General features: G+C 40.8%; 16 protein-coding genes. 14 read left to right on the forward strand and 2 right to left on the reverse strand.

Annotated features, from left to right (window positions below):
* Positions 1–22: 22 nt before the first annotated feature.
* The 7 genes from rpsD (at position 23) to mrdA (ending at position 6306) form a co-directional block, all read left to right on the forward strand.
* Positions 23–658, forward strand: coding sequence for a 30S ribosomal protein S4 (rpsD, locus tag WC955_02800; GenBank protein ID MFA5857975.1), 636 nt, complete (start codon positions 23–25; stop codon positions 656–658).
* 14 nt (positions 659–672) lie between these two features.
* Positions 673–1635, forward strand: a complete 963-nt coding sequence (locus tag WC955_02805) for a DNA-directed RNA polymerase subunit alpha (GenBank protein ID MFA5857976.1) — start codon at positions 673–675, stop codon at positions 1633–1635.
* Positions 1636–1692: 57 nt separating this feature from the next.
* Complete coding sequence (rplQ, locus tag WC955_02810; GenBank protein MFA5857977.1) at positions 1693–2046, forward strand: 50S ribosomal protein L17; 354 nt, start codon at positions 1693–1695, stop codon at positions 2044–2046.
* Positions 2047–2108: 62 nt separating this feature from the next.
* Positions 2109–3137 (forward strand): rod shape-determining protein, encoded by a 1029-nt coding sequence (locus tag WC955_02815; protein ID MFA5857978.1) that lies wholly within the window; start codon positions 2109–2111, stop codon positions 3135–3137.
* A 44-nt stretch (positions 3138–3181) separates the two neighbouring features.
* Positions 3182–4033 carry a rod shape-determining protein MreC gene (gene mreC / locus WC955_02820; GenBank protein ID MFA5857979.1) on the forward strand — a complete coding sequence of 284 codons (852 nt, stop codon included), beginning with the start codon at positions 3182–3184 and terminating at the stop codon, positions 4031–4033.
* Between the two features lie 7 nt (positions 4034–4040).
* Complete coding sequence (gene mreD, locus WC955_02825; protein ID MFA5857980.1) at positions 4041–4517, forward strand: rod shape-determining protein MreD; 477 nt, start codon at positions 4041–4043, stop codon at positions 4515–4517.
* Between the two features lie 19 nt (positions 4518–4536).
* Positions 4537–6306, forward strand: a complete 1770-nt coding sequence (gene mrdA, locus WC955_02830) for a penicillin-binding protein 2 (protein ID MFA5857981.1) — start codon at positions 4537–4539, stop codon at positions 6304–6306.
* On the opposite strand, the gene WC955_02835 is transcribed toward mrdA, so the two are convergent.
* Positions 6303–7973, reverse strand: a complete 1671-nt coding sequence (locus WC955_02835) for a DUF2723 domain-containing protein (protein MFA5857982.1) — start codon at positions 7971–7973, stop codon at positions 6303–6305. The two genes, mrdA and WC955_02835, sit on opposite strands and share 4 nt — an antisense overlap.
* Positions 7974–8024: 51 nt before the next feature.
* Positions 8025–9524, reverse strand: coding sequence for a right-handed parallel beta-helix repeat-containing protein (locus WC955_02840; protein ID MFA5857983.1), 1500 nt, complete (start codon positions 9522–9524; stop codon positions 8025–8027).
* A gap of 154 nt (positions 9525–9678) precedes the next feature.
* Here WC955_02840 and rodA point away from each other — a divergent pair, with 154 nt between their 5' ends.
* The 7 genes from rodA to WC955_02875 all read left to right on the forward strand — a co-directional run bounded on the left by rodA (position 9679) and on the right by WC955_02875 (position 23066).
* Positions 9679–11022 (forward strand): rod shape-determining protein RodA, encoded by a 1344-nt coding sequence (gene rodA, locus WC955_02845; protein ID MFA5857984.1) that lies wholly within the window; start codon positions 9679–9681, stop codon positions 11020–11022.
* Positions 11012–13492 carry a TIGR03960 family B12-binding radical SAM protein gene (locus WC955_02850; GenBank protein ID MFA5857985.1) on the forward strand — a complete coding sequence of 827 codons (2481 nt, stop codon included), beginning with the start codon at positions 11012–11014 and terminating at the stop codon, positions 13490–13492. The genes rodA and WC955_02850 overlap by 11 nt, the downstream gene beginning before the upstream one ends.
* 13 nt (positions 13493–13505) lie before the next feature.
* A complete protein-coding gene (locus WC955_02855) occupies positions 13506–15368 on the forward strand; it encodes a sensor histidine kinase (protein ID MFA5857986.1) in 1863 nt (620 codons plus the stop codon).
* 164 nt (positions 15369–15532) lie between these two features.
* Entirely contained in the window at positions 15533–16048 is a 516-nt protein-coding gene (locus WC955_02860) for a DUF4760 domain-containing protein (GenBank protein MFA5857987.1), read from the forward strand.
* Positions 16045–18534: a site-specific DNA-methyltransferase gene (locus WC955_02865; GenBank protein ID MFA5857988.1), complete on the forward strand. Its 2490-nt coding sequence runs from the start codon at positions 16045–16047 to the stop codon at positions 18532–18534. The genes WC955_02860 and WC955_02865 overlap by 4 nt, the downstream gene beginning before the upstream one ends.
* A gap of 3 nt (positions 18535–18537) precedes the next feature.
* On the forward strand, positions 18538–20202 hold the full coding sequence (locus WC955_02870; GenBank protein MFA5857989.1) for an RNA-binding domain-containing protein: 1665 nt from the start codon (positions 18538–18540) through the stop codon (positions 20200–20202).
* A 143-nt stretch (positions 20203–20345) separates the two neighbouring features.
* On the forward strand, positions 20346–23066 hold the full coding sequence (locus WC955_02875) for a DEAD/DEAH box helicase family protein (protein MFA5857990.1): 2721 nt from the start codon (positions 20346–20348) through the stop codon (positions 23064–23066).
* Positions 23067–23073 lie beyond the last annotated feature (7 nt).

The raw sequence follows: 23073 nt of genomic DNA on the forward strand, positions 1-23073 counted from the left end.
GAATTACAGGAGGTGTTGTTAATTGGCACGTTTAACTACAGCAAGATGCAGAATATGTCGCCGGTTCGGCGAGAAGTTGTTTTTAAAAGGCGCTAAATGCACGGCGCATTGTACCTACGATAAAAAGGAAAGGCAAAAACAACCGGGACAGCATGGGGGTAAGCGCAGAGGAAAAATGTCAAACTATGCCGTGCGGTTGAATGAAAAACAAAAAGCACGTGCAATGTCAGGGATACTTGAAAGCCAGTTCCGTAAGATGTTCCGCGAAGCGGCAAAGAAAAAAGGGTTGACTGGTACGAACTTATTGATAATTATGGAAACACGATTGGATAATGTGTTGTACCGGTTGGGGATCAGTACATCGCGTTCTCAGGCGAGGCAGTATATTGTTCACGGGCATGTGAAAGTTAATAAACATAGAGTCAATAAACCGTCGTATATTGTTAAACTTAATGACGAAATTACTGTGTCGGACAAAATTAAGAGTACGCCACAAGTAAAACGTTTTGTCGATGAAACATCAAAAGATTACAGTGTTCCGACATGGTTAAGTTTGGACGCGGTAAATTTGGTAGGGAAAATGGTCAGCATACCCACGCGTGAGCAGATCTCGTATCCTGTTGCTGAACAATTGATCATAGAATTTTATTCTAGATAAAAAGGAGTTTAGGGATGAAACCCAAGGAAATAGTTTTTCCACAGCAGATAGTGACTGAACAAAATTCATTGTCGGAAACTTACGGCAAGTTTATTATAGAACCGTTTGAACGCGGATACGGGCATACGCTCGGTAATTCGTTGCGCAGAATATTGCTATCAAGTATTGAAGGCGCTGCCGCAACATCTGTAAAAATTAAGGGAGCGGATCATGAATACGGTACATTACCCGGAGTAAAGGAAGATGTGCTGGAAGTAATGATGAACCTTAAAAAAATCAGGTTCAAAGTGTTTTCTGACGGTCCGGAAAACGTTAAACTTATGATAAACAAGCCCGGGGAGATTAAGGCTAAGGATATTGAGTTAAACAACAGTGTTGAAATCGTGAATCCTGAACAGCATATTGCAACATTGTCACCGGCTCATAAGTTGGAAGTTGAAATTGAAGTAGCACGCGGGCGCGGATATTTACCGGTTGAGAAACAAAACAGGGCTGATTTACCGGTTGGGACAATTTTGGTGGATGCAATATTTACGCCTGTACGGAAAGTTAATTATGAAGTTGAGGATACACGTATAGGACAGATCACGGATTATGATAAGCTTATCATAGAAATCTGGACTGATGGTACGGTAAAACCAGGCGATGCATTGGCGTATGCCGCTAAGATATTAAAGGACAGTATCAGTATATTCATTCCTGCGGAGCTTGATAAACAGGTAGAGAAAACGGAAGAAAAAGAACCCTCACAGGAACAGGATAAACTACAGAAGTTGTTGGATGAACCCGTTGAGATTATGGAACTTTCAGTCCGCGCAAATAAGTGCTTGAAAAAAGCGAAATTACATACTATTCGCGATCTGGTAAGAAAAAAGGAAGAGGAGTTATTAGTATACCGTAATTTCGGAAAAAAGTCGTTGGAAGAAATTATTGACAAACTAAAAGAAATGGGTTTGTCTCTTAGTATGGAAGTATAATCTGTTGTTGATAAACAACAGTATACAATGTCAATGACAGGAGTGTAGGATAATAAAATGAGGAAAACATTAAACTTTAGGAAACTCGGGCGTACAAGTTCACACCGTAAGGCGTTGTTGCGTAACATGGCAACTAGTTTGTTGTTACATGAAAAAGTTAAGACCACAGTTGCTAAAAGTAAAGAAGTAGCGTCGTTTACTGAACGTTTGATTACTCGTGCGAAGAAAAATGATCTTGCAGCTAAACGCTATGTCGCGGGGGTTGTTACAAACAAGGATGTACAAAAAAAGTTGTTTGATGTACTTGTACCACGTTATGCTAACCGCACAAGCGGGTATACAAAACGATACCGTTTGGTTGCGCGGATGTCCGATGGTGCAGAGATGGCTTTGCTGAAACTGATGAACTGAATTATCGTCGGGTAAAGTAGTAATCTAAATTATCTGAGGAAGGAATTGGTAAAAGGACTAACATGTTTAACTTTTTGTACAGCATGTTTTCAAACGACATGGGTATGGATTTGGGAACAGCGTCTACCCTGGTTTATGTAAAAGGACAGGGGATTGTCTTAAACGAACCGTCAGTAGTGGCAATTCATAATGTTACTCATGAAGTATTAGCTATTGGCGTAGAAGCTAAACGTATGTTAGGGAAAACACCTTCTAATATTACAGCGTTACGCCCTTTACGCAAAGGTGTTATCGCTAATTTTGAAGTTACCGAAAAGATGATACGGTATTTTATAAAAAAGGTGCATAATCGCCGGACAATATTACATCCAAGAATCGTAGTTGGCGTACCTAGTAATGTCACGGAAGTTGAACGCCGCGCGGTGATTGATTCTGCAAAACAAGCCGGTGCGCGGGAAGTGCATATAATCGAAGAATCAATGGCAGCGGCGATCGGTGCGGATATACCGATTGGCGAACCCGCGGGAAATATGGTTATCGATATCGGCGGGGGTACGACAGAGGTTGCAGTGATTTCGCTTGGCGGTATGGTGGTATCAAAAACAATACCCGTTGCGGGTGATCAGATGGATGATGCTATTGTACAGTATTTCCGGAAAAAATATAATCTATTTATCGGTGAACCCACAGCAGAAGAAGTTAAGATAAAGGTTGGTTCCGTGTTTCCGATGAAACAGGAACAAACTATGGAAGTCAAGGGACGTGACCAGGTAACAGGATTGCCAAAGACCGTGGTGGTGACATCCGAAGAAATACGCCAGGCATTAAGCGAACCTGCACGTAATGTTGTGGAAATTGTTAAACAAACACTTGAAGAAACTCCAGCGGAACTTGCTGCGGATCTTGTTGACCGCGGGATTGTAATGACCGGCGGTGGATCGTTGATGCGCGGTTTTCCTGAACTTATAAGCCAGGAGACTGAACTACCGGTAAATCTTGCTCCTGATCCGTTAATCTGCGTAGTTTTAGGTACCGGTAAATTTCTTGAAACTCTTGATGCATTAAAGAAAAAACGTAGTTTGATTGAATAAATAGAGTAGATAAATACCACGTTTTTTCGGTATTGACAAGAAAAATGGATAAACCATTGACGTATACTACAAACAATGCTCGTTTTAATGAACAGGAACATACTAAATATTCGGGTTGGTTATGCCTGATTTTTTTGGTTATCTCGCTATTCCTGATAATAATCTCTCCCCGCCAGTCAGTTGAGAAGTTTAAGTATTTTGTGTATTCAGTAGTATCTCCGGTACCTTCGGCGTTGACACAGATGTATATAAGTATAATATCGGTTGGGGATGGGGTAATCGATGTGTTCTTTGCGAAACAGGAGAACCGTTACCTGCACAAACTGGTTGATACCTATCAACTAAGAGAACAGCAGTTACGCGAGCTTGAACGCGATAATGCTAGTTTAAGGAAAATGTTGAACCTGTCTGATGTAAACGGGTTCAGTTTTACTGCCGCACGGGTGATAATGCGTGACCCGCAAACATGGTTCCAGAGTATTTATGTAGACCGTGGGAAGGATGCTGGCTTGAGTGTCGGTGCGCCTGTTTTGGATACTAATAAAAACCTTGTCGGTCAGGTGATTGAGGTAATGGGAAAAAAAAGCAGGATATTGTTAATCAGTGATACGCTGTCTGCTGTGGTTACAAGTTGCCCCCGTACCAGTGACGACGGTGTTATTGCCGGGGCAAATAATCATTTGTTATACCTGCGGTATCTTAATACTGATTCTCAGGTTCAGCCCGGCGATACAATGGTCACTTCTAGGAGTAGTAGTAGCTTTCCTCCGGGAATTCCCGTAGGTGAAGTTGTGAGGATTGAGAGAAAAGAAAAAAATTCGTTAACCAACGCATTTGTACGTCCATATGCAAAACTGTCTTCACTGCATAATGTGATTATACTCAACCTACGGTAATTATTTGATGATTGGCATATTTTTTTATTTTATCACTGGCATTTTGTGTTTAACAACGCAGCTGTTTTCACGGCAAATATTCGCGGAATACTCGCCAGATTTTTTCTTGCTATTAACAATTTACTTTGCGTTGTTTCGTAGTTCACGCAGCAGCGTAACCGGCGGGTTTTTTTTGGGAATTCTGAGTGATAGTTTTTCCACAGGACGGTTTGGGACACAGGCGTTTGTATTAACGCTTCTAGGGTTTATCAGTAACCGCATAACATTATTTGTAAATCAGGAAAGCTCGTTTGCCCAGGCAGTTATCACAATGGCAATTTCGGCGTTATACTTCATCATATTTTTTGTGTTGCAAAACACGTTACCATGGTTTGGGCAGGTAGTATTCCATTGGGTGGGATTGGTGGTAATTATTATTAACGGTATTGTTGCGGTACCACTGTTTATGTTGCTTAACTCGTGGTATAAACTATGGAAATTGTAAAGAAATATATTTTGTACTGATGGAGAAAAGATTAAGCGCGATTTCATATTTTGTTGCGTTATTAATATTTATCCTTACCTTCAAGCTTTTCGATCTGCAGGTAGTGCAGGGAAATAAACTCCTGAAAATATCGGAACAAAACCGTACCCGGGTATATTTTGAAACCGCACCACGGGGTAATATTTATGACCGTTCTCATCTCTGCGTAGCGGATAATGTTTCAACTTACGTTGTATATTTTTCTCCGGAAGGTATGACAAAACAGGGAATTGATGATACTCTGGATACCCTGGAAGAAATATTAAAAATCAAAATATCAAGAAGTAAGTTAAAAATATATAGTAAGTCCAAGCCCGCGGTTATTAGAATTATTGACGGTATCTCACGTCAGCAAATGTTTTGGTTGGAAGAAAACAAGTATAGGTTACCGGGAATTAACTTAGGGATGGAGTTCAAACGGTTATATCCCTATGGATCTACAGCCTGTCATATGATTGGATACCTTGGCGAGATTAACCGGTCGGAATTTGCTAGCCCGCAGTATGCCGGGTATCGTGTGGGTAGTTTTATCGGGAAAAGCGGGGTGGAGCGTATATATGAACCATACATACGCGGGGAAGACGGAGGTGTACAGATTGAGATTGATGCTAAAGGTAACCAGTTAAGAGTTATCCGCAAGATTTCATGTATACCCGGGAATGATGTACATTTATTTCTTGATCTAAAACTTCAGAATATAATAGAAAAAGCGTTTGAGAAAACACGAGGCGCCTGCGTGGTTCTTGACCCGAGAAATGGCGAAGTACTTGCTATGTTATCCTCTCCTGGTTATGATCCTAATATGTTTGTAAGTATTTCGACTGACACTTTTAAACGTGATGCATTACTGTCAAGTGTAGGATTGCCGTTGTTCAACCGTGCGTTACAGGGACGGTATCCGCCGGGTTCGGTATTCAAAATTGTTACTGCCAGCGCTGCATTGGATGAGCATAAGGTTGACCCGCAGAAAGCTGTACTATGCCAGGGTAGGTTTATTCTCGGGCGTGAAGGCAAAGTGTTTAAATGCTGGAAACCTGAAGGCCATGGATGGGTTGATTTTACACGCGGCCTTGCGGAATCGTGTGACGTATATTTTTATCAGCTTGGATTAAGAGTGGGGATTGATTCAATCGAGAAGTATGGGCATAAATACGGGCTTGATAAATATACTGAGATTGACCTGCCTGGGGAAGCTACGGGGTTTATCCCGGGACGTAACTGGAAAAAACGCAGGTATCGGGATGATTGGTATGACGGTGATACGGTGAATGTAGCAATCGGGCAGGGGTATGTTCTTACCACGCCTATTGGATTAGCGTGCCTGGCTGCAACAACTGCTACCCGCGGGAGCTTATTTCAACCGCGTGTGGTGAATAAAATACAGGACCAAAACGGGCAGGTGTTATGGAAGTCGTCTCCAAGAAAGATTGTGAGTAATGATATGGACCCGAACACCTGGAAAATCATGGATGCAACACTTCAACGCGTAGTGTCTTACGGTACCGGCGCTGGAGCAGCGGTTCCCGGTGTTACAGTTGCAGGGAAAACAGGTACCGCGCAGAACCCGCAGGGGAATGACCACGCATGGTTTGTAGCATACGCGCCGGCTGAAAATCCGGAGATTGCATTGTCGGTTTTTATGGAACATGGCGGGCACGGGGGTAGTGTTGCCGCGCCGGTTGCACAGGCAATTATTCAGGAGATGCTGGTTAACAGAAAAAAAAGTGAAGTTAAGGTTGAGGCACATTAATATTTAGTTGATAGTTGTACATTTTCCCAGGCAATAACGTAATCCCCGATAATCTCACGGTCAAAATATTGTGTATACCATCCTATTCCCGGCGGGGAACGGTAAACATAGAGGTTAGACATTATAACTGATGAATACACTCCGGATGTGTACATCATTAACCTGCCGCTGGGTTGTAATCTTAACAAAAGACCTGATGGCGTAAGATAATTATCATACTTGCTTCCTAAAGAAGTATTAGTATAAAATTGATAATTCCCGATATTATCATCTACAATATTTTCAAAAAATACGCTGGGTGTTAAGCTGTTTAGTTTAACAGCGGAGAAACAAAGGGTAGGATACCGTTTCTTCATAAGTTCTATATACCACGGGAACGGTATGTTTTCAATCACCGTAGTATCAACACGTTTTTTTGTTATCAGCTGGCAATATCTTGAAAGAAATATTGGGTTATCCGCATCAAGAAAAAGAAGGTTGTTTGGTTCTATGGTGATGAAGATGTTATGCATAAAGTCAGGCGTAACATAGTTATGCCTGTTATTATAAAACTGGAAGCAGTGTTGGATATGAACAAAACAGTTAAAGCATAGTATGGCAAAAAATAGAATTGTGAGACTCTGTACCAGCGTATTTTTAGCGCGTAGTATCCAATCCATTCCTGTAATAGCCGGTATTATCATCAGAGTAAACGGTAGAACGTAAAACCGTTGCATGATTTCTGTGGATTCAGAAGTTATCGGCATACTTGCCAAAATAATTAACCCCGGCCCGGAAAAAAGGATACTTGCAAATATGTATTTCCATAGGCTGGGTATCCGTCGTGAAAACTTAATCATTCCGGGTATAGAGAATATAATTGTTAACCACCCGGTTTTTTGTGTCCAGTCACGTATATGACACAGCGTTGTGTGAAAACGGGCAGCTATTGATGAAGTATTGCCATAACTTTCATGATGTAACCGCAACGTACCAAAATCTGTTCTAAAGAGAGCAGAAAATAGGTTAGATAAACTTTCTGTATCACCGGTATCCACTACTGGCTGTGCTGCTGAACGCACTATAAGGAAAAGATAGGGGGTTAAACCGCAAAGGAAAAAGAATAGTGTTGAACCCGTATGGACTTTCTTCTTTTTGAGGAGATAATACACTAAAGGTAATATTAACAGTATTGTTTGATGGTTACACAGGGATAAGCCAAATAAATAAGAGGCTATATACGCATTATTACGAACTAATGTATTGATTGTTAAATATATAAACACTGATAAAAACAATGCGTTAAGCATAAACGGCCCTGCGATAGTTGATTGCAGGTAAATCAGTGGGTTAAACCCGTAAAGAATTACCGCAAGGATTCTTAGTATCGGGAGGATATTCAGTATTAACATTGTTCTATATAATAAAAAACAAGTTAGTACCGTGCATATTGATGAAAATACTGTCACGCAGAAGGATGGGGTTGCAAGGTGTAGTAACTGAAATATATTTGCGGTGATTGTGTACAACGGATACCCGGGTTGGTGAGGGATGCTGAGTGTTGGTACCGTACTGGCGTACTCAGCGGAGTCACGCGGGGCGGTTAACGGATATGCCGAGTGAATATACAACAAAAACAGTGTTGTCAATACAGCGTAGAGTATGGTATCCCAAATAGTATGTCCCACAATTTATCTCCTTGATAATAATTGTGTGCGGATACCAAAGCACGGATGAAATTAATCGAGTTTTACGTTGTTGTTATCAATACTGTTGACTCCTATTTTCTGTAACTGTCCTGACCTCGCGCCGGTGATTATATTGTTAGTAAAAATATTGTGGTTATTAGCCGTTGTACTTTCGGCAATACCATACTTCGCGCGGGTATTGGCGGTACAACTTACCGTATTACCGCTGACCACGCAGTAGCATGCATCAGATCCTTCGCCATCGCCCCAGAGGAAGAGTTCTGTATAATAATTATCACTTTCCTGTGAATCATTAAGAAGTGAATTATTTGTGATTCCGCAATACCCGCCGCCGTAGATACTTATACCGTACTGCGTGTTTAATGACAGATTGTTTGATGATATCACGGTGTGCTGGCAGTGCATAGTATAGATACCTATACCGTTTTGGCGGCAGTTGTTATGTGCTAAAATATTGTTGTTTGACCGTAATAAGCATATACCCGCCCAAGAGTTGTTATTACAAAACACATTTGTTACTTTGCAGTGTTCAGAAGATTCAATAAAAATGCCATAGCCAAAACAGTTGGTTATTACGCAATCACGGAGGGTGATCTCAACAGCGTCTTTGATATACACCCCGTGGCATTCAGTTGATTGTTCAGTTCTGTTACCATCAACTGAAATGTTTGAGATAATAATTCTTTGTACTGCCCCGTTTGTGTTAGAGGTTTGTATAACCGGTGCGTTTAAGTTATTGGAAGGTTTTAGTATTACAGCATTACCGCACCCGGTAAGGGTTAGGTTGGATTTTGTTATTGTTATACTTTCTGAAACAGGATATGTTCCGGGAGATAAAAGTATTGTACCGCCGGTTGAGGGGAGTGAGTTCAATGCTTGTATTATCCCGGCTGAACTACGCGGGTATGTAGTTCCGTCAATCATGATGATGTTGTTAATACTGCCTGTAGTTATAGTGTTAAAAGTACTGTCCGTACTCCTCGGGATTAAAGTCGTAGTTGTTAAGAAATGTGTGTACGGGTATCCGTGCAGGTATTCACTGTTAACTGTTTGCGAAGATATCATTGCGTAGGCTGAAGATTGTGTGTATCCCGCGCTGCCGGAACTAACCGCATAAATTGCGCTGGAACTTGTGGCAGCATATTCTGATTTTATTGCAAACATATTACTCACTACCCTGTGCCGCGGGATAAATTCAGGGTCAGATTCAAGTTTTATCCCTAAGTACAGGTTGTCATAATTATTTATTGTTTTTGGGAAGGGTTCTATAGAACCTAATACCGCAGAAAATATTCCGTTGTTGAGTAAAATATTCTGTGTCTCAGACCATAAAGCCGTTACTGCTGTTGAGCTTTTGTATAACGCAAATTTCAGAGTATATAGCCCGTCACTAACAGGTATAGTATTGTCTGATAATGTTCCTGTATAGTTCAACAAAAACGGTACTGCTGTAATAGGTGATGGGTAATAAACAAATAGTGTAACCGCAAAAAGTGTGTTAACAATAACATTTCTCAAGTCGAATTTCATCCAGTATTCCTCCAATAATCATATTCGCGCAATCACCCAAAATTCGTGTTAATACAATACGACAAAAATATTATACATAATTACGTTTATCGTTGGTATGAAAAAACACGGGGTTTATTTTGTATACTATAAAATAACGACGATAAATAAATATATGAGCAATGAGTTTGGGTTTAAGAGTCTTTTTAACAAGATTGATATAATACTTATTATCAGCGCGGTGATACTCACGGTGTTGGGGATAGTGTTGATACGTTCCGCAACGTTGTTTGATTCAAACGCCGATGTATATCTTATAAAACAACTCTCTGCGCTGGGGATAGGAATTGCTGTATTCTTCGTACTAGCGCTTTTGCCGTACTCAATTTTTCGTTCATACGGCGTGTTAATGTATATTATCAGTATAGGATTACTTGTATTCGTACTTTTCTTCGGGCGTACATTCAACGGTACCCGTGGTTGGTTAAGTTTTGGTACTTTTTATTTTCAGCCGGTAGAACTCGTTAAGTTGTTGTTTATACTAATACTGGCATCTTATCTTGACCGCAGAAAAACTGAAGAAATTCAGGAGTGGGCCACTGTGTTGGTTACAGGGTTTTTAATGGGAGTACTGACCTTTTTGTTATTACTACAGCCAGACTTTTCATCGTCAGTTGTATTTTTCCCGATTTATCTGGGAATGTTGTTTTTTGCGGGTGTTCCAACTGGCAAGATTTTTACTGTACTTTTTTTTGTTTCTACCAGTATGGTCATACCATTATTCGACTGCTGGCTTATGTTGCAGAAATCGTTAGTGGCAAAAAGCTGGATACTGAAGTTTGTCTACGCGTCACTTCACCAGTTCTGGCCTGCGGTGTTAATGCTTGTACTGATATTCGCATTACTTGTGCTAATAAAACAATTACTTGATTTTTTAAGTGTACGTTTTTCGTGGCAACGGTTTGTGTTTATTTATCTTTTGATCTTACTTTCAGTGGGAGCGTCATTTTTTGTTAGAGTAGCTTTAAAGGATTATCAACGGTTAAGGTTGATATCGTTTATCAATCCGGCACTTGACCCGTTAGGTGCAGGGTATAATATTATACAGTCAAAAATCGCAATTGGTTCCGGCAGGGTTATAGGTAAAGGATTGTTCAACAGTACTCAGGGGCGGTTAGGGTTTGTTCCCGCGCAACGAACTGATTTCATATTTTCGGTTATGGGCGAGGAACTTGGTTTTCTTGGAAGTATTATGGTTGTAGTACTGATCAGTATATTACTCTTTCGTATTGTGCTTATTATTCGTGATGCGCGGGATAGGTATGGGCAATACGTATCTATGGGATTATTATGCATGTTTTCATTCTATTTTTTTGCCAACCTCGGGATGACTATGGGTATTATGCCGGTTATCGGTGTATACTTACCGTTTATTAGTTACGGCGGTTCCGCGCTTGTCGGAGCATATATGGCGTTAGGGTTGTTGATATCCATACAGTTGAGGCAGTATGGGTACTGATAAATATCCGGCTTTTCTTTACCAAACACAACGGCCTTCGAGGTATATTAATCATGAGTTTAACAGTAAACCTATCCCCCGGGATTTAGAAAACCGTGTGCGTGTATGCTTGTGTTATCCCGATGTTTACGAAGTTGGAGCGTCGAATCTTGGGTTAATGATACTCTATAACATCTTGAACTCAAGGGAAGATGTCTACGCGGAGCGCGTATATCTTCCTGCGGGGGATTATGTTCAACTCCTGAAATCACAGGGGTTGAAGCTAGCGTCGTTAGAAACAAATACTGAACTTTCAAAGTTTGATATTATAGGATTTACTTTACAATACGAATTGACATACCCGAAAGTACTGGAAATCCTTGAGCTTGGCGGGATTGAGGTGTATTCAAATAAACGTGAGAGTAACAGCCCGTTGATCATTGCCGGCGGGCCGTGTGCCACAACAAATCCTGAACCCACAGCTGATTTTGTTGATGCATACTGTATTGGCGACGGGGAAGATGCGGTTAATGATATTATTGACTGCGTTAAATCCATAAAAAATAGCGTTGCCGGGAATGGTCTGTTTGACAGAACCGCAATGTTTTCTAAACTCGCGGGGATTGGCGGGGTGTATGTCCCAGCATTATACGATGTTAAATATTCAACGGAAGGTGTAGTGGAGGATGTAGTGCCGGTAAACACTGCTGTTCCCGCGGTAATTACCCCGCGCAGAGTTTCAAGCCTTGATACTGCAGCATATCCTGCGAAACCTATTGTACCGTTCACAGAAACTGTGCATAACAGGTATAGCGTTGAACTTGCCCGCGGATGCCGGTGGAACTGCGCGTTTTGTCAGGCACGATATATCTACGGGGATTACCGTGAGCGTTCAGAAGAAAAAGTGTTGGAGATTGCAAGTGAGGGTTTAAAAAATACGGGGTACAACGAAGTATCATTGATGTCATTATCCTCCGGGGATTATTCTAAGATAAAAAATGTTTTAGCGGGTTTACACGCAAAACCTGAGATGGAACGCGTAGAACTTGGCTTGCCCTCATTGCGATATGATACATTCACCGCAGCTTTAGCGGAGGAATTGGTGAAATACCCGCCGACAACAATAACGTTTGCGCCGGAAGTTGCTACACCGCGGATGGGGCGTGTGGTTAATAAGTTGTTTAAACCTGACAAACTAGACCGCGCGATTGCAACTTTGTATTCTTACGGCTGGAAAAAGGTGAAACTATATTTTATGTATGGTTTACCAACAGAGACTATGGAAGATATTGATAATGTGGTGTCTTTGGTAAACAATTTATCCCGGAAGTATTCACGTATGAATTTTAGTGTTACACTCTCGCCGTTCTCACCAAAGCCATGGGCGGTATTGCAATACGCACGGCAGCAGGGGAAGGATGAACTCCTGGAGAAACGGCAGTATTTAAAGAAGTGTTTACGCGCAAAAGTTTCCGGTAATTTTGTTGAACTTGCTGAACTTGAATGTGTACTCGCCAGGGGGGATAGAAAGTTATCAGCGGTTATCTATCATGCGTGGAAGGTGTTGAATAATACTGAGATGTACTTCCCGGAAAATATTGATCAGTACCCCGCGTGGGAGGCGGCGTTTAGTACTGCCGGGATTAGTAAAGATAAATATTTACGTGAGCATAGTACTGACGAACGGTTACCGTGGCAGCACGTAGGAGATGTTAATGTTGTTGAGCAGCTGAAAAAAGGGTATCTCCGTGCGATTGACAATCAGGCTGTTGAAGTAGAAGAAGAAAAAGTTACTCCTGAATCAGTGGTTCAGGAACAACGGCAGGGGTTACGAAATGAAGTTGTTTTTATTGAAAAACCTGACCCTATAAAACGCGTGAGGGTACGGCTTAAGCGTTATGGCTGCGCAAAGTATTTGTCTCATCTCGAACAAATAGAAGCTATCCGCCGGGCGGTAAAACGCGCGGGTTTACCCGTAGCATATACCCTGGGATATAAACCGCATGCAAAAATCTCGTTTGGTACGCCGTTAACTCTCGGATGCGGGAGTAATGCCGAGTATTTTGATTTATACCTGACTTCAGGGATGGATATACTGCGGGTACGTGAAAATTTAATTAATTGTTCGCCATCCGGATACGCGGTTATTGATGTTAAGGACATACCGTTTGTTTTACCGTCATTAGAAAGTTTTGTTAACTACGGGCTTTATACAACATCATGTAGCAGAACAGTGGTTGAGGGGATAGTAGAAAAACATAGGCAGGAGTACAACGCACTGAATGATAATAACCGTAAGTTTGGTATTGAAAAAATTGAGGAGTCTAACAGCGTAGTACAGCTTTATACCGGTGTAGGGCAGGGTTTCATAGGTACCGGCGCGGTATTTAAGGAAATATTGTCGTATGCCAGTATAGCGGGGATAGAAGCTAATCTTGTAAGGGAAAATCTGTGGAATATGTTACCCGGCGGAGCTAAGATTGAACCCTAAATAAGAAGGATTGATGGAAGATAGTAAGGTTAATGTAACGGAAGAAAAAGTTGTGCCACCACAACAGCGTGTGGTTAACCGCGGGCGCAGGAATGGGCTTGGGGCAAAGCTCGCGTCATTATTTGTGTTAGCTACCACGGTATTTGCTGTAATCCTTGCGGCGGTTACTATCACCATCAGCCGTGCAGCGTTAAGAAAAGCAGTGTATGATGTCCAGAAGGTAAGCGTTAAACTCGTGAATGACCGTATGATCAGCCGGTTAGGGCGCGTAAAGGAGTTGGTACTCTTAACCGCGCGGGATCAGAGATTACAAAACCCGAAAACTAAGCCATTGGAAGTTTTGAGGAAAACGGTTACGTTTACCGGAGAGAATAGTGTTATCACCGGGTTAGTGATGTATTCAAGTTTTGGTGTGGAACAAGCGCAGGTGGTTAACCCCAGAGCAACACAAGTTGATTTAAACAAATTATTTGAAAACCGTGTGTATCTCCAGCCATTGAAGACCGGGCTAAGCGTGGTTTATGAAATGTTTATGCCGGATACACGGGAATGGTATGTGATACTGTCAGTACCCATGAAAAACAGGGTTGGCGTTATTGTCGCTATTGTTGAGATGCGGTATTTATCAAAACTCGTAGAGGATTTGTTTAGTACCGAAAAACGTAAAGTGTTTTTTGTTACACAGCAGGGAAAAGTGTTTATTCATCCTAATCCCAAAGTCGTGAATTCCGGCCTTGCGGTGCCCTATGTCACGCAGTTAGTGCAAAGAGTTGTGGGTACCGGCATAAAAAGTACGCTATACGGTACGTTTGTTAATGAGGATAATAAAAAGGTTTTGGCAACCGTAGATAATGTTGCCGGGATTAAGTGGTTGTTAGTCTCCGAAGTTGATGCGGATGATGTTAACCGCACAACTAATGATATGATCCTGCGGGTATGCGTGGTAACGTTTATCGCGATTATTGTTATGCTTCTGATAATCCGTGTGTTTATCAAACAAATAACTACGCCGCTGGTTGAACTACAGAAAGGGACAGAAGTTTTGGCTAAGGGTAATCTCGAACACAGGATTGTTATTAATACAGGTGACGAGATTAATGCGTTAGCGGATTCGTTTAACCAAATGGCGGAATCACTGGAAAACTCTGAGAAACTGCGGAGTGACCTCAACCACATGATTGTGCATGACCTTAAGAATCCGTTAACCAGTATCCTCAGCGGGATTGAGATGTTGCTTGACGGTACAATGGGTGGCGAGTTATCTGAAGGGCAGAGGAAAGTATTAAACATCTCCGGGCGTAGTTCACGTGTAATGCTTGAACTCGTGGAGGACTTGCTTGACGTTGGGAAAATGGATGAGGGTAAGCTTGAGATTGAGAAGGAAGAGTTTGTATTAGCAGATGCGTTGCGTACGGTATTTGATGAGAATGAATTGCTGGCTAAGCAGGAAGAAAAAGCGTTTTACGCGTCAGTAGAAGAAAATTTGCCGCTTGTCTATGGCAGCCGGAAGTTAATCACGCGTGTTGTGCGTAATCTTTTAATCAACGCGTATAAGTATACAAAAGTTGGGGATGAGATAATCTTTACCGCGAGGTATGTTAAGGAAAATAATGAAATCTGGATGGGTGTGCATGATACCGGGGAAGGTATCCCCGCAGGGTGGAAGGATCGTATCTTTGATAAGTTCACACAGGTTAAACGTAAAGAACTGAAACTCGCGGGCGGGGTTGGGCTCGGGCTTACCTTCTGTAAGATGGCGGTTGAAGCGCATGGGGGACGGATCTGGGTGGAGTCCGTAGAAAAAAAAGGTAGTGAGTTTATGTTCTCCATACCGTTGACTAAGGATAATCAAAAGGATATCGAAGTTCAGAAGTGATTAAATGCGAGGGATAGCGGTGCGCGCTCCAGAATTCCGACGTTGCGTCGGAATTAAATTCCGCTTGCATCCGCTATCCCTCGCTAAATAATGCTATCATTCGTAACTAATAGAGATGTTTAGTAAGTATTTTGTATAATATTCTGTAAATTAAGGAAAAGCTTATGTGTGAATTTAAGTATCAAAATATTTTTGCACCAACTATGAATATTTGGATACCTTTTATCTCCGCAATTATCGGTGCAGTTGCGGGTAGTGTTGCTACATATTGTTTTAACAAAAAATCACAAAAAGTAAATCTTTTTGTTGAAAAAGTGAAAGAGTACAATAAGTTTTATGAGAATCATACTTTGACTGTTGAAATCACGGAAAAGCAATGGTATTACGAATCAATAAATTCAATCCCGACTCATGATTATGTTACCGCTGAACACAAACAGATGTTTTATGATGAGTGTAATTACTGGGAATCGTTAGGGATTTTGTATAAAAATGGATATCTTAATGGGAAACTGGTTAAAGACTATTTTAGCGAGATTATTGTACGGCGATATGATGTACTCAAAAAAATAGTGGAAATTGAACGTAAAAGGGCTACAAATAATAAAATATATGAGAACTTTGAATATCTGTACAATAAAATCAAACGTGGCGAGAAAAAGGATGGGCGACAAAAATGAAAGCGAAGAAACAGAAAAAGTTGGACGTAGTATCGTATTATCACGAAGATAAGAAACGGGTAAACAATCCGCCGGTAGGGTTGGTATCTTCCGAGACGGATAAGCTCACTGGTCGGACGCGGTACGAACATGACCCGCATATCGACCCGTACCTCAGTTGGGCTGGGAAAAAGGAAAATTCAAGTTTTGAAGTACAAAATGTTAGCCTTCATATACACGAACGGATTGATTCGCAAAGAATTATTCAGGCATTTCTTAAACCGAAAGAAAAAGAGTATGCTCAACCTTCATTGTTTGAATCTCCGGGGAACAACCCGCCGCTTAACCGCGCGATTGATTTTTATAAGCACGAACAGGATTGGTCGAACCGCTTGATTGCCGGGGATTCGTTGCTCGTGATGAATAGCTTGTTGAAAAAGGAAGGAATGGCGGGGAAAGTGCAAATGGTATTTTTTGATCCACCGTATGGAGTCAAATATAACTCAAACTTCCAGCCGTTTGTTAACAAACACGATGTCCGGGATGGGAATGACGGGGATATTCCCGCAGAACCAGAGATGATACAGGCGTTCCGCGATACGTGGGAACTTGGGATACACAGCTATCTGACATACTTGCGGGAACGGTTGTTTCTTGCCAAAGAAATGTTGCATGAAAGCGGGTCGTGTTTTGTACAAATCAGTGATGAAAATGTGCATCGCGTTAGAAATTTGATGGATGAGATCTTTGGACAGAATAATTTTGTAGTAACAATTGTTTTTACAAAAACAGGGAGTAAAGAAAGTGGTACAGTTGATCCAATAAATGATTATTTGGTTTGGTATTCCAAAGACAAAAAGAAAGTTAAATTGCGTAAGTTATTCGAGAATAGAACTATAGAAGATTTGCACTCCGATGGTTTTAAATATTTATTACATGGGAAATTGGTCAACAATATACCAGACGATTTTAATTCAGAATTAGTGGTGCGTGGTGATCCAATTACATCAGATGGTTTCAGACCTACAACAACAATTGAAATTGAATTTGAAGGCAAGAAGTATTTTCCTGGGAACAAAAATCATTGGAAAACATCTTTTGAAGGACTAAACAAGCTTAATCAACAAGGAAGATTATTAAAAGGAACAAGTTTGCAATATCTAAGAAAGCTTAGTGATTTTCCTGTAAAGAATTTTACAAATGTGTGGAACGATTTAGGCGGAGCATCAAATATGGTCTATGTCGTTCAAACAAATGAAAAAGTTATACAACGTTGTATACTTTTGACGACCGACCCCGGCGATCTTGTATTCGACCCCACCTGCGGTTCCGGAACAACCGCGTTTGTTGCCGAGCAATGGGGACGTCGTTGGATAACCTGCGACACCTCTCGTGTGGCTATTACCCTTGCCAAACAAAGATTAATGACCACGAAGTACGATTACTATGAACTCGCGTATCCAAAAGAAGGAGTAAAAAGTGGCTTTCGGTACAAAACCGTTCCACATGTTACTTTAAGCTCAATCGCAAATGATGAACCGGCAAAGCAAGAGACGTTGTATGACCAACCATATATAGTTAGTGGTAAAGTTCGGGTGACCGGCCCGTTTACTGTTGAAGCTGTCCCATGTTTGAAGACGCCGAACGTAAAACCTATCGACGGAAAAATGCCAAAAGCGGAATTAACGAACGAACAGTATGCGCGTACCGGCGAAACCGCAAAGTATAATGACTATCTTGACGAACTGCGTTCCACTGGCATACGTACGGTAGGCAATAAAATAATAAAGTTTTCCCGTGTAGAACCAATGATAGGAACAACGTATATCCATGCAGTGGGCGAGGTTGTTGAAGGTAACAGTGTTACAAAGAAAGTGTATCTAAGTTTTGGCCCGGACTACGGCCCGTTGGAACAACGGCAGGTGGAAAATGCTTTTCGTGAAGCGCACGGGCTAAAAGAAAAGCCAGACATTATTATCTTTTCAGCATTCCATTTTGATCCGGAAGCTGCGAAGGATATCGACGAAATGGCATCTTCGGGTATTGCGGTACTCAAAACGCAGATGAGCGTGGATTTGTTAACAAAAGATTTAAGAAAAAACCGGTCGTCAAACCAAAGTTACTGGCTCATCGGCCAACCTGATATAGAAGTCATTAAACTCAAAGACAAGAAATATAAAGTCCGGGTGAACGGGTTTGATTACTACAACCCGCTCTCCGGAGAGATTGAGTCGAAAGATAACAAGCATATTGCGATGTGGTTTCTCGACACAGATTATGACGACCGGAGCTTATATCCGGCGCAAGTGTTTTTCCCGGAAGCCGACGCAAAACGCGGATGGACCCGGCTGGCAAAAGCGTTGAACGGTGAAGTGAACGAAGAGTTGCTTGAAAAGTTTACCGGAGTTGAGTCTTTACCGTTCACTGCGGGTGAGAATAACAAAATCGCAGTGAAAATCGTGGACCTTCGCGGGATAGAATCGTTTGTCGTGAAAAAACTGGGGTGACCAATGGATATTGATGCATTAATAAAACTATTCAATGAATTGCTGAAGTTTTCAAAAGAGAAAGAATGGGTCGAGTTTAAGGAAGCAAAAACAGATTATGATTTTGACAAACTGGGTAAATACTTTTCAGCAATATGTAATGAAGCCAATTTGAATCATCAGCAATGCGGTTGGTTAGTTTTTGGAGTTGTTGATAAAACACGAAAAGTTTGTGGTACAAATTACCGGCGTTCAGGAAAATATACTCTTGATGCCCTGAAAAAAGAAGTTGCCGATAAAACTACAGGACGAATATCATTTGCTGATATTTATGAGTTACCATTAACAGAAGGACGGGTAGTGATGTTCAAGATCCCGCCTGCTCCGCGAGGAATACCAATAGCGTGGTGCGGGCATTATTATGGACGTGAAGGAGAGTCATTGGCTCCATTGAGTTTGAGCGAACTCGATGGTATACGCATTCAAAACAAGCACGATTGGTCGGAGCAAATTTGTTCATCTGCATCATTATCAGATTTGGAATCAAAAGCATTATTAAAAGCTAGAGAAGAATACAAGAAAACACATATGAGACTGGCTCAGGAAGTTGATAAGTGGAGCGATGAAACGTTTTTGAATAAAACGCGATTGTCTATTAATGACAAGTTGACACGGGCGGCAATTATTCTATTAGGTAAACCAGAAGCAGAAAATCATATTTCTCCCGGTATAGCAAGAATAAGTTGGATACTTAAGGATGACAATAATATTGAGAAAGATTATGAGCATTTCGGTCCACCATTTATACTTAATACAGACGAGGTATTAACAAAAATACGGAATCTGAAATACCGCTATATACCGAATCAAACCCTGTTTCCAATGGAAACTATGCAGTATGAAACGTATGTAATACGTGAAGCTCTGCATAATTGTATAGCACATCAAAATTATGAACTGCGGTCAAGAATAGTAGTTGTAGAATTACCGGAGCAACTCATTTTTACTAATTCAGGTAGTTTTTTACCGGGCAGCATAGAAAATGTAATTGAGCAAGACGCACCACAAAAGTTTTATCGCAACCATTTGCTTGCCACAGCGATGGCAGATTTGAATATGATAGATACAGTCGGCGGGGGAATAAAGAAAATGTTCCTAAAACAACGCGAACGGTATTTCCCGTTACCAACGTACATATTAAATCGAGCCGACGAAGTGACTGTAAAAATATATGGTAAAATAATGGATGAAAACTATACTAAGCTTTTGATGAAGCGTACAGACTTGAATCTTAGTACCATAATGCTAATTGACCGAGTCCAGAAAAAAGAAAAGGTGAGTACTGATGCCATACGTTATCTTAGAACACAAAAGTTGGTAGAAGGAAGATCTCCTAATATATACTTGACCTCACAGCTTGCATCGACCGCAGGGGATAAAGCAGGCTATATCAAAAATCGTGCGTTTGATAAAGAACATTACAAGAAGATGATAATAGCGTTTATAGAAAAATTTAGCAGTGCTACAAGAAAAGATATTGATAATTTATTATTGGATAAATTATCTGATGTTTTGAATGAAAAGCAAAAAAGAAACAGAATACGTAATCTTATGTATGAGATGTCAAAAAAGAATCGTTCAATAAAGAATAGCGGTACGAATAAGTGTCCTAAGTGGGTTTTATTGTGAATTTAGTAATAAAAAGACAGTGTTTTAGTAATAAGTTAGTAATAAGATTGTATATTTCACTTGATAAATAACAAATATTTTTAAAATAGATATTTGTAGATAGTCAAGTTTTAGTAATAAAACTAGTAATATTTGAGGAATAAATGAGTAACAAAACGATTGACCGGTTAATAATCAATAGCCCGTTCGAAGAACCAAAGAAACACTGGCTGTATATTAGGGAAAGTCAGGAGTTTGAGTTAAAAGCCGGCCGCCGTCAGTCGGGCTACTGGCGCGCGTCTTTGCGTTCAGCAACTAATTTCGACGATCCAGGCGAGTTTGTCAAAATTGAACTGGTCAACAAACTTCGTCCCAGAATACAAAAGTGGAGAGAAGAAGGATATCCTAATGTTACGGGGATAACGAAAAAGTTGTTGGACTACTGGAATGACAGCACAAATAGAGAACAACCTTTTTTTTGGTGTCAGCTTGAAGCTATAGAAACCGCAATTTGGCTCACAGAAGCAAGCCCTGCAGAGAAACAGGGGATAGAGATTGTCAATGATGGGAGTTTATGGGAACGGCAGTGTTTAAAACTTGCTACAGGTACCGGTAAAACTGTAGTGATGGCAATGTTAATCACATGGCAAGCATTGAATAAACTTGCGTATCCCAAAGATCCCAGGTTTTCAAAAAACATTTTAGTAATCGCGCCGGGGTTAACTGTAAAAGACAGGCTGCAAGTATTGTATCCGCAAGACAATTATAATTTTTATCAATCTTTCAATATTATCGATTCATCAATGTGGCAGGAATTATTACAGGCAAAAATTGTGGTGACCAACTGGCATACGTTAGCGCCGATAGATGAAAATTCTGGCCCTAAAGTTGTTAAAAAAGGGCCGGAGAGCGACGAAGCGTTTTGCCGGAGAGTAATTCCGGACTTTACCGATAAAAACATTTTAGTCATAAATGATGAAGCGCATCATTGTCATCGCCCGTCGGAAGATGAAGAGGATAAAGAAGAAAAAGAGAAAGCTACAATCTGGGTAGAAGGTATTGATAGAATAAATAAGTTTAAGGGCGTATTGAAAGCTTATGATTTAACCGCCACACCTTTTAAGCCTACTGGAAAAAATAATCAAACAGAACAATTGTTTACCTGGATTGTAAGCGATTTCGGGTTGAATGATGCTATTGAAAGCGGTTTGGTAAAAACTCCAAAAGTAGCGGTACGGGATGATTCAACTATGGGGCCTGATATAAAATCAAAACTTTTTCATATCTATCCTTCGGTAAGGGAGGATCTCAACCGTCGCGCGGAACCGCATGAAGGGTTGCCGGACTTGGTAAAAAACGCAGTTAATATTCTCGGAGCGGATTGGTCGAAAGAAAAAGAAAGTTGGGAACAACAAAATCCGCCTCGTGAAACACCGCCCGTAATGATAATTATTTGTAATAGGACTGAAACAGCTGCGCGTATAGAATATTCGTTGGAAAATGGGTATTCTGCAGTTGAAGAACTTGGGGACCGTAATTGTTTGCTCAGGATAGATCAGGAAGCTTTGGATAAACTTGAAGCTAATGAAGAAATAGTCGGCAAGACAGGTAGGCAACTGGTTGAAGAACAACGCGAAAAGTTTAATACTGTTGGGAAAAAAGGCCGTCCTGGAGAGAAGGTGCGGTGTGTTATAGGTGTTAACATGTTATCCGAAGGATGGGATGCGCGGACTGTTACTCACATACTCGGTTTACGCGCGTTTACCAGTCAGCTTTTGTGCGAACAAGTGATCGGCCGCGGGTTACGCCGTATTTCATACGAAATTAATGAGGAGACAAAGTTTTATGATCCTGAGTATGTAACCGTATTTGGCGTACCATTTACATTTTTGCCGGCGGAGCAGGAAAGCGGCGTTCCGCGGCAAGAGAAACCAAAGACTAAGATTGGGCCGATTGCAGAACGTAAGGAAATGGAAATAAAATGGCCGCATGTTTTACGTGTAGAACACAAGTTAAGTTATTACTTAGATTTAGAGTGGGATAAACTAGAAAAACTTACTTTATCACCGGATGATACTCCAACGATTGTAGAAGTCGCGCCGGTAATTGATGGAAAACCAAAGTATGATCAGTTGTCTGAAATAGATTTAGACCGGCTTTCCACTCAGTCAAGAATGCAAACAATTAAATTTCAAGCTGCAGCGAGGTTGAACGAACAATTTGGAAAAACCTGGCCTGGCGACGCGGGCAGCCATATAGGCCAAGTTATTCAAATATTTGATAAATTCATAGAATCTGATAGGCTTGACGTAAAACTGCCATTGTTCTACGGTACCGAAAAACTCAGGAATATATTAATATCGTTAAACGCTCAGAGAATTGTAAATCATATTGCTGCGTTTATCAGAAGCTCAAGTAAAGAAGATCCAATGATAGTTTTAGATCCAGTAAGGCCGATACGAAGTACCGCAACTTCTTTCATCTGGTATACCAGTAAGCCAACGCAACCCATTCAAAAAAGTCAAATTAGCCATATTGTAATTGACAGCGGTTGGGAAAAAGTAGGGTTTGAGTTTGAACGTAACAGAATTCCTAAACTGACCTCTTGGTTTAAGAATGATAAACATATCGGTTTTGAAATTTACTATTTGTGGGAAGGACAAACAAAAACATATTTCCCGGATTTTGTTTTGAAATTTGAGAATAATCAATATTTGATTCTTGAAGTTAAGGGGCAAATTGTTGATAAAGACAAAGCAAAATGGCAATCGGCAAAAGAGTGGATAAAAGCTGTAAATTTGCATGGCGATTTTGGGACATGGCGATTCGCTGTTTTAGAGGATCCGAAAGAATTGTTTGATATTATAAACCAAATGCAAGGTTGACGGAATA

Source organism: Elusimicrobiota bacterium, assembly GCA_041658405.1.
GTDB lineage: Bacteria > Elusimicrobiota > UBA5214 > JBBAAG01 > JBBAAG01 > JBBAAG01.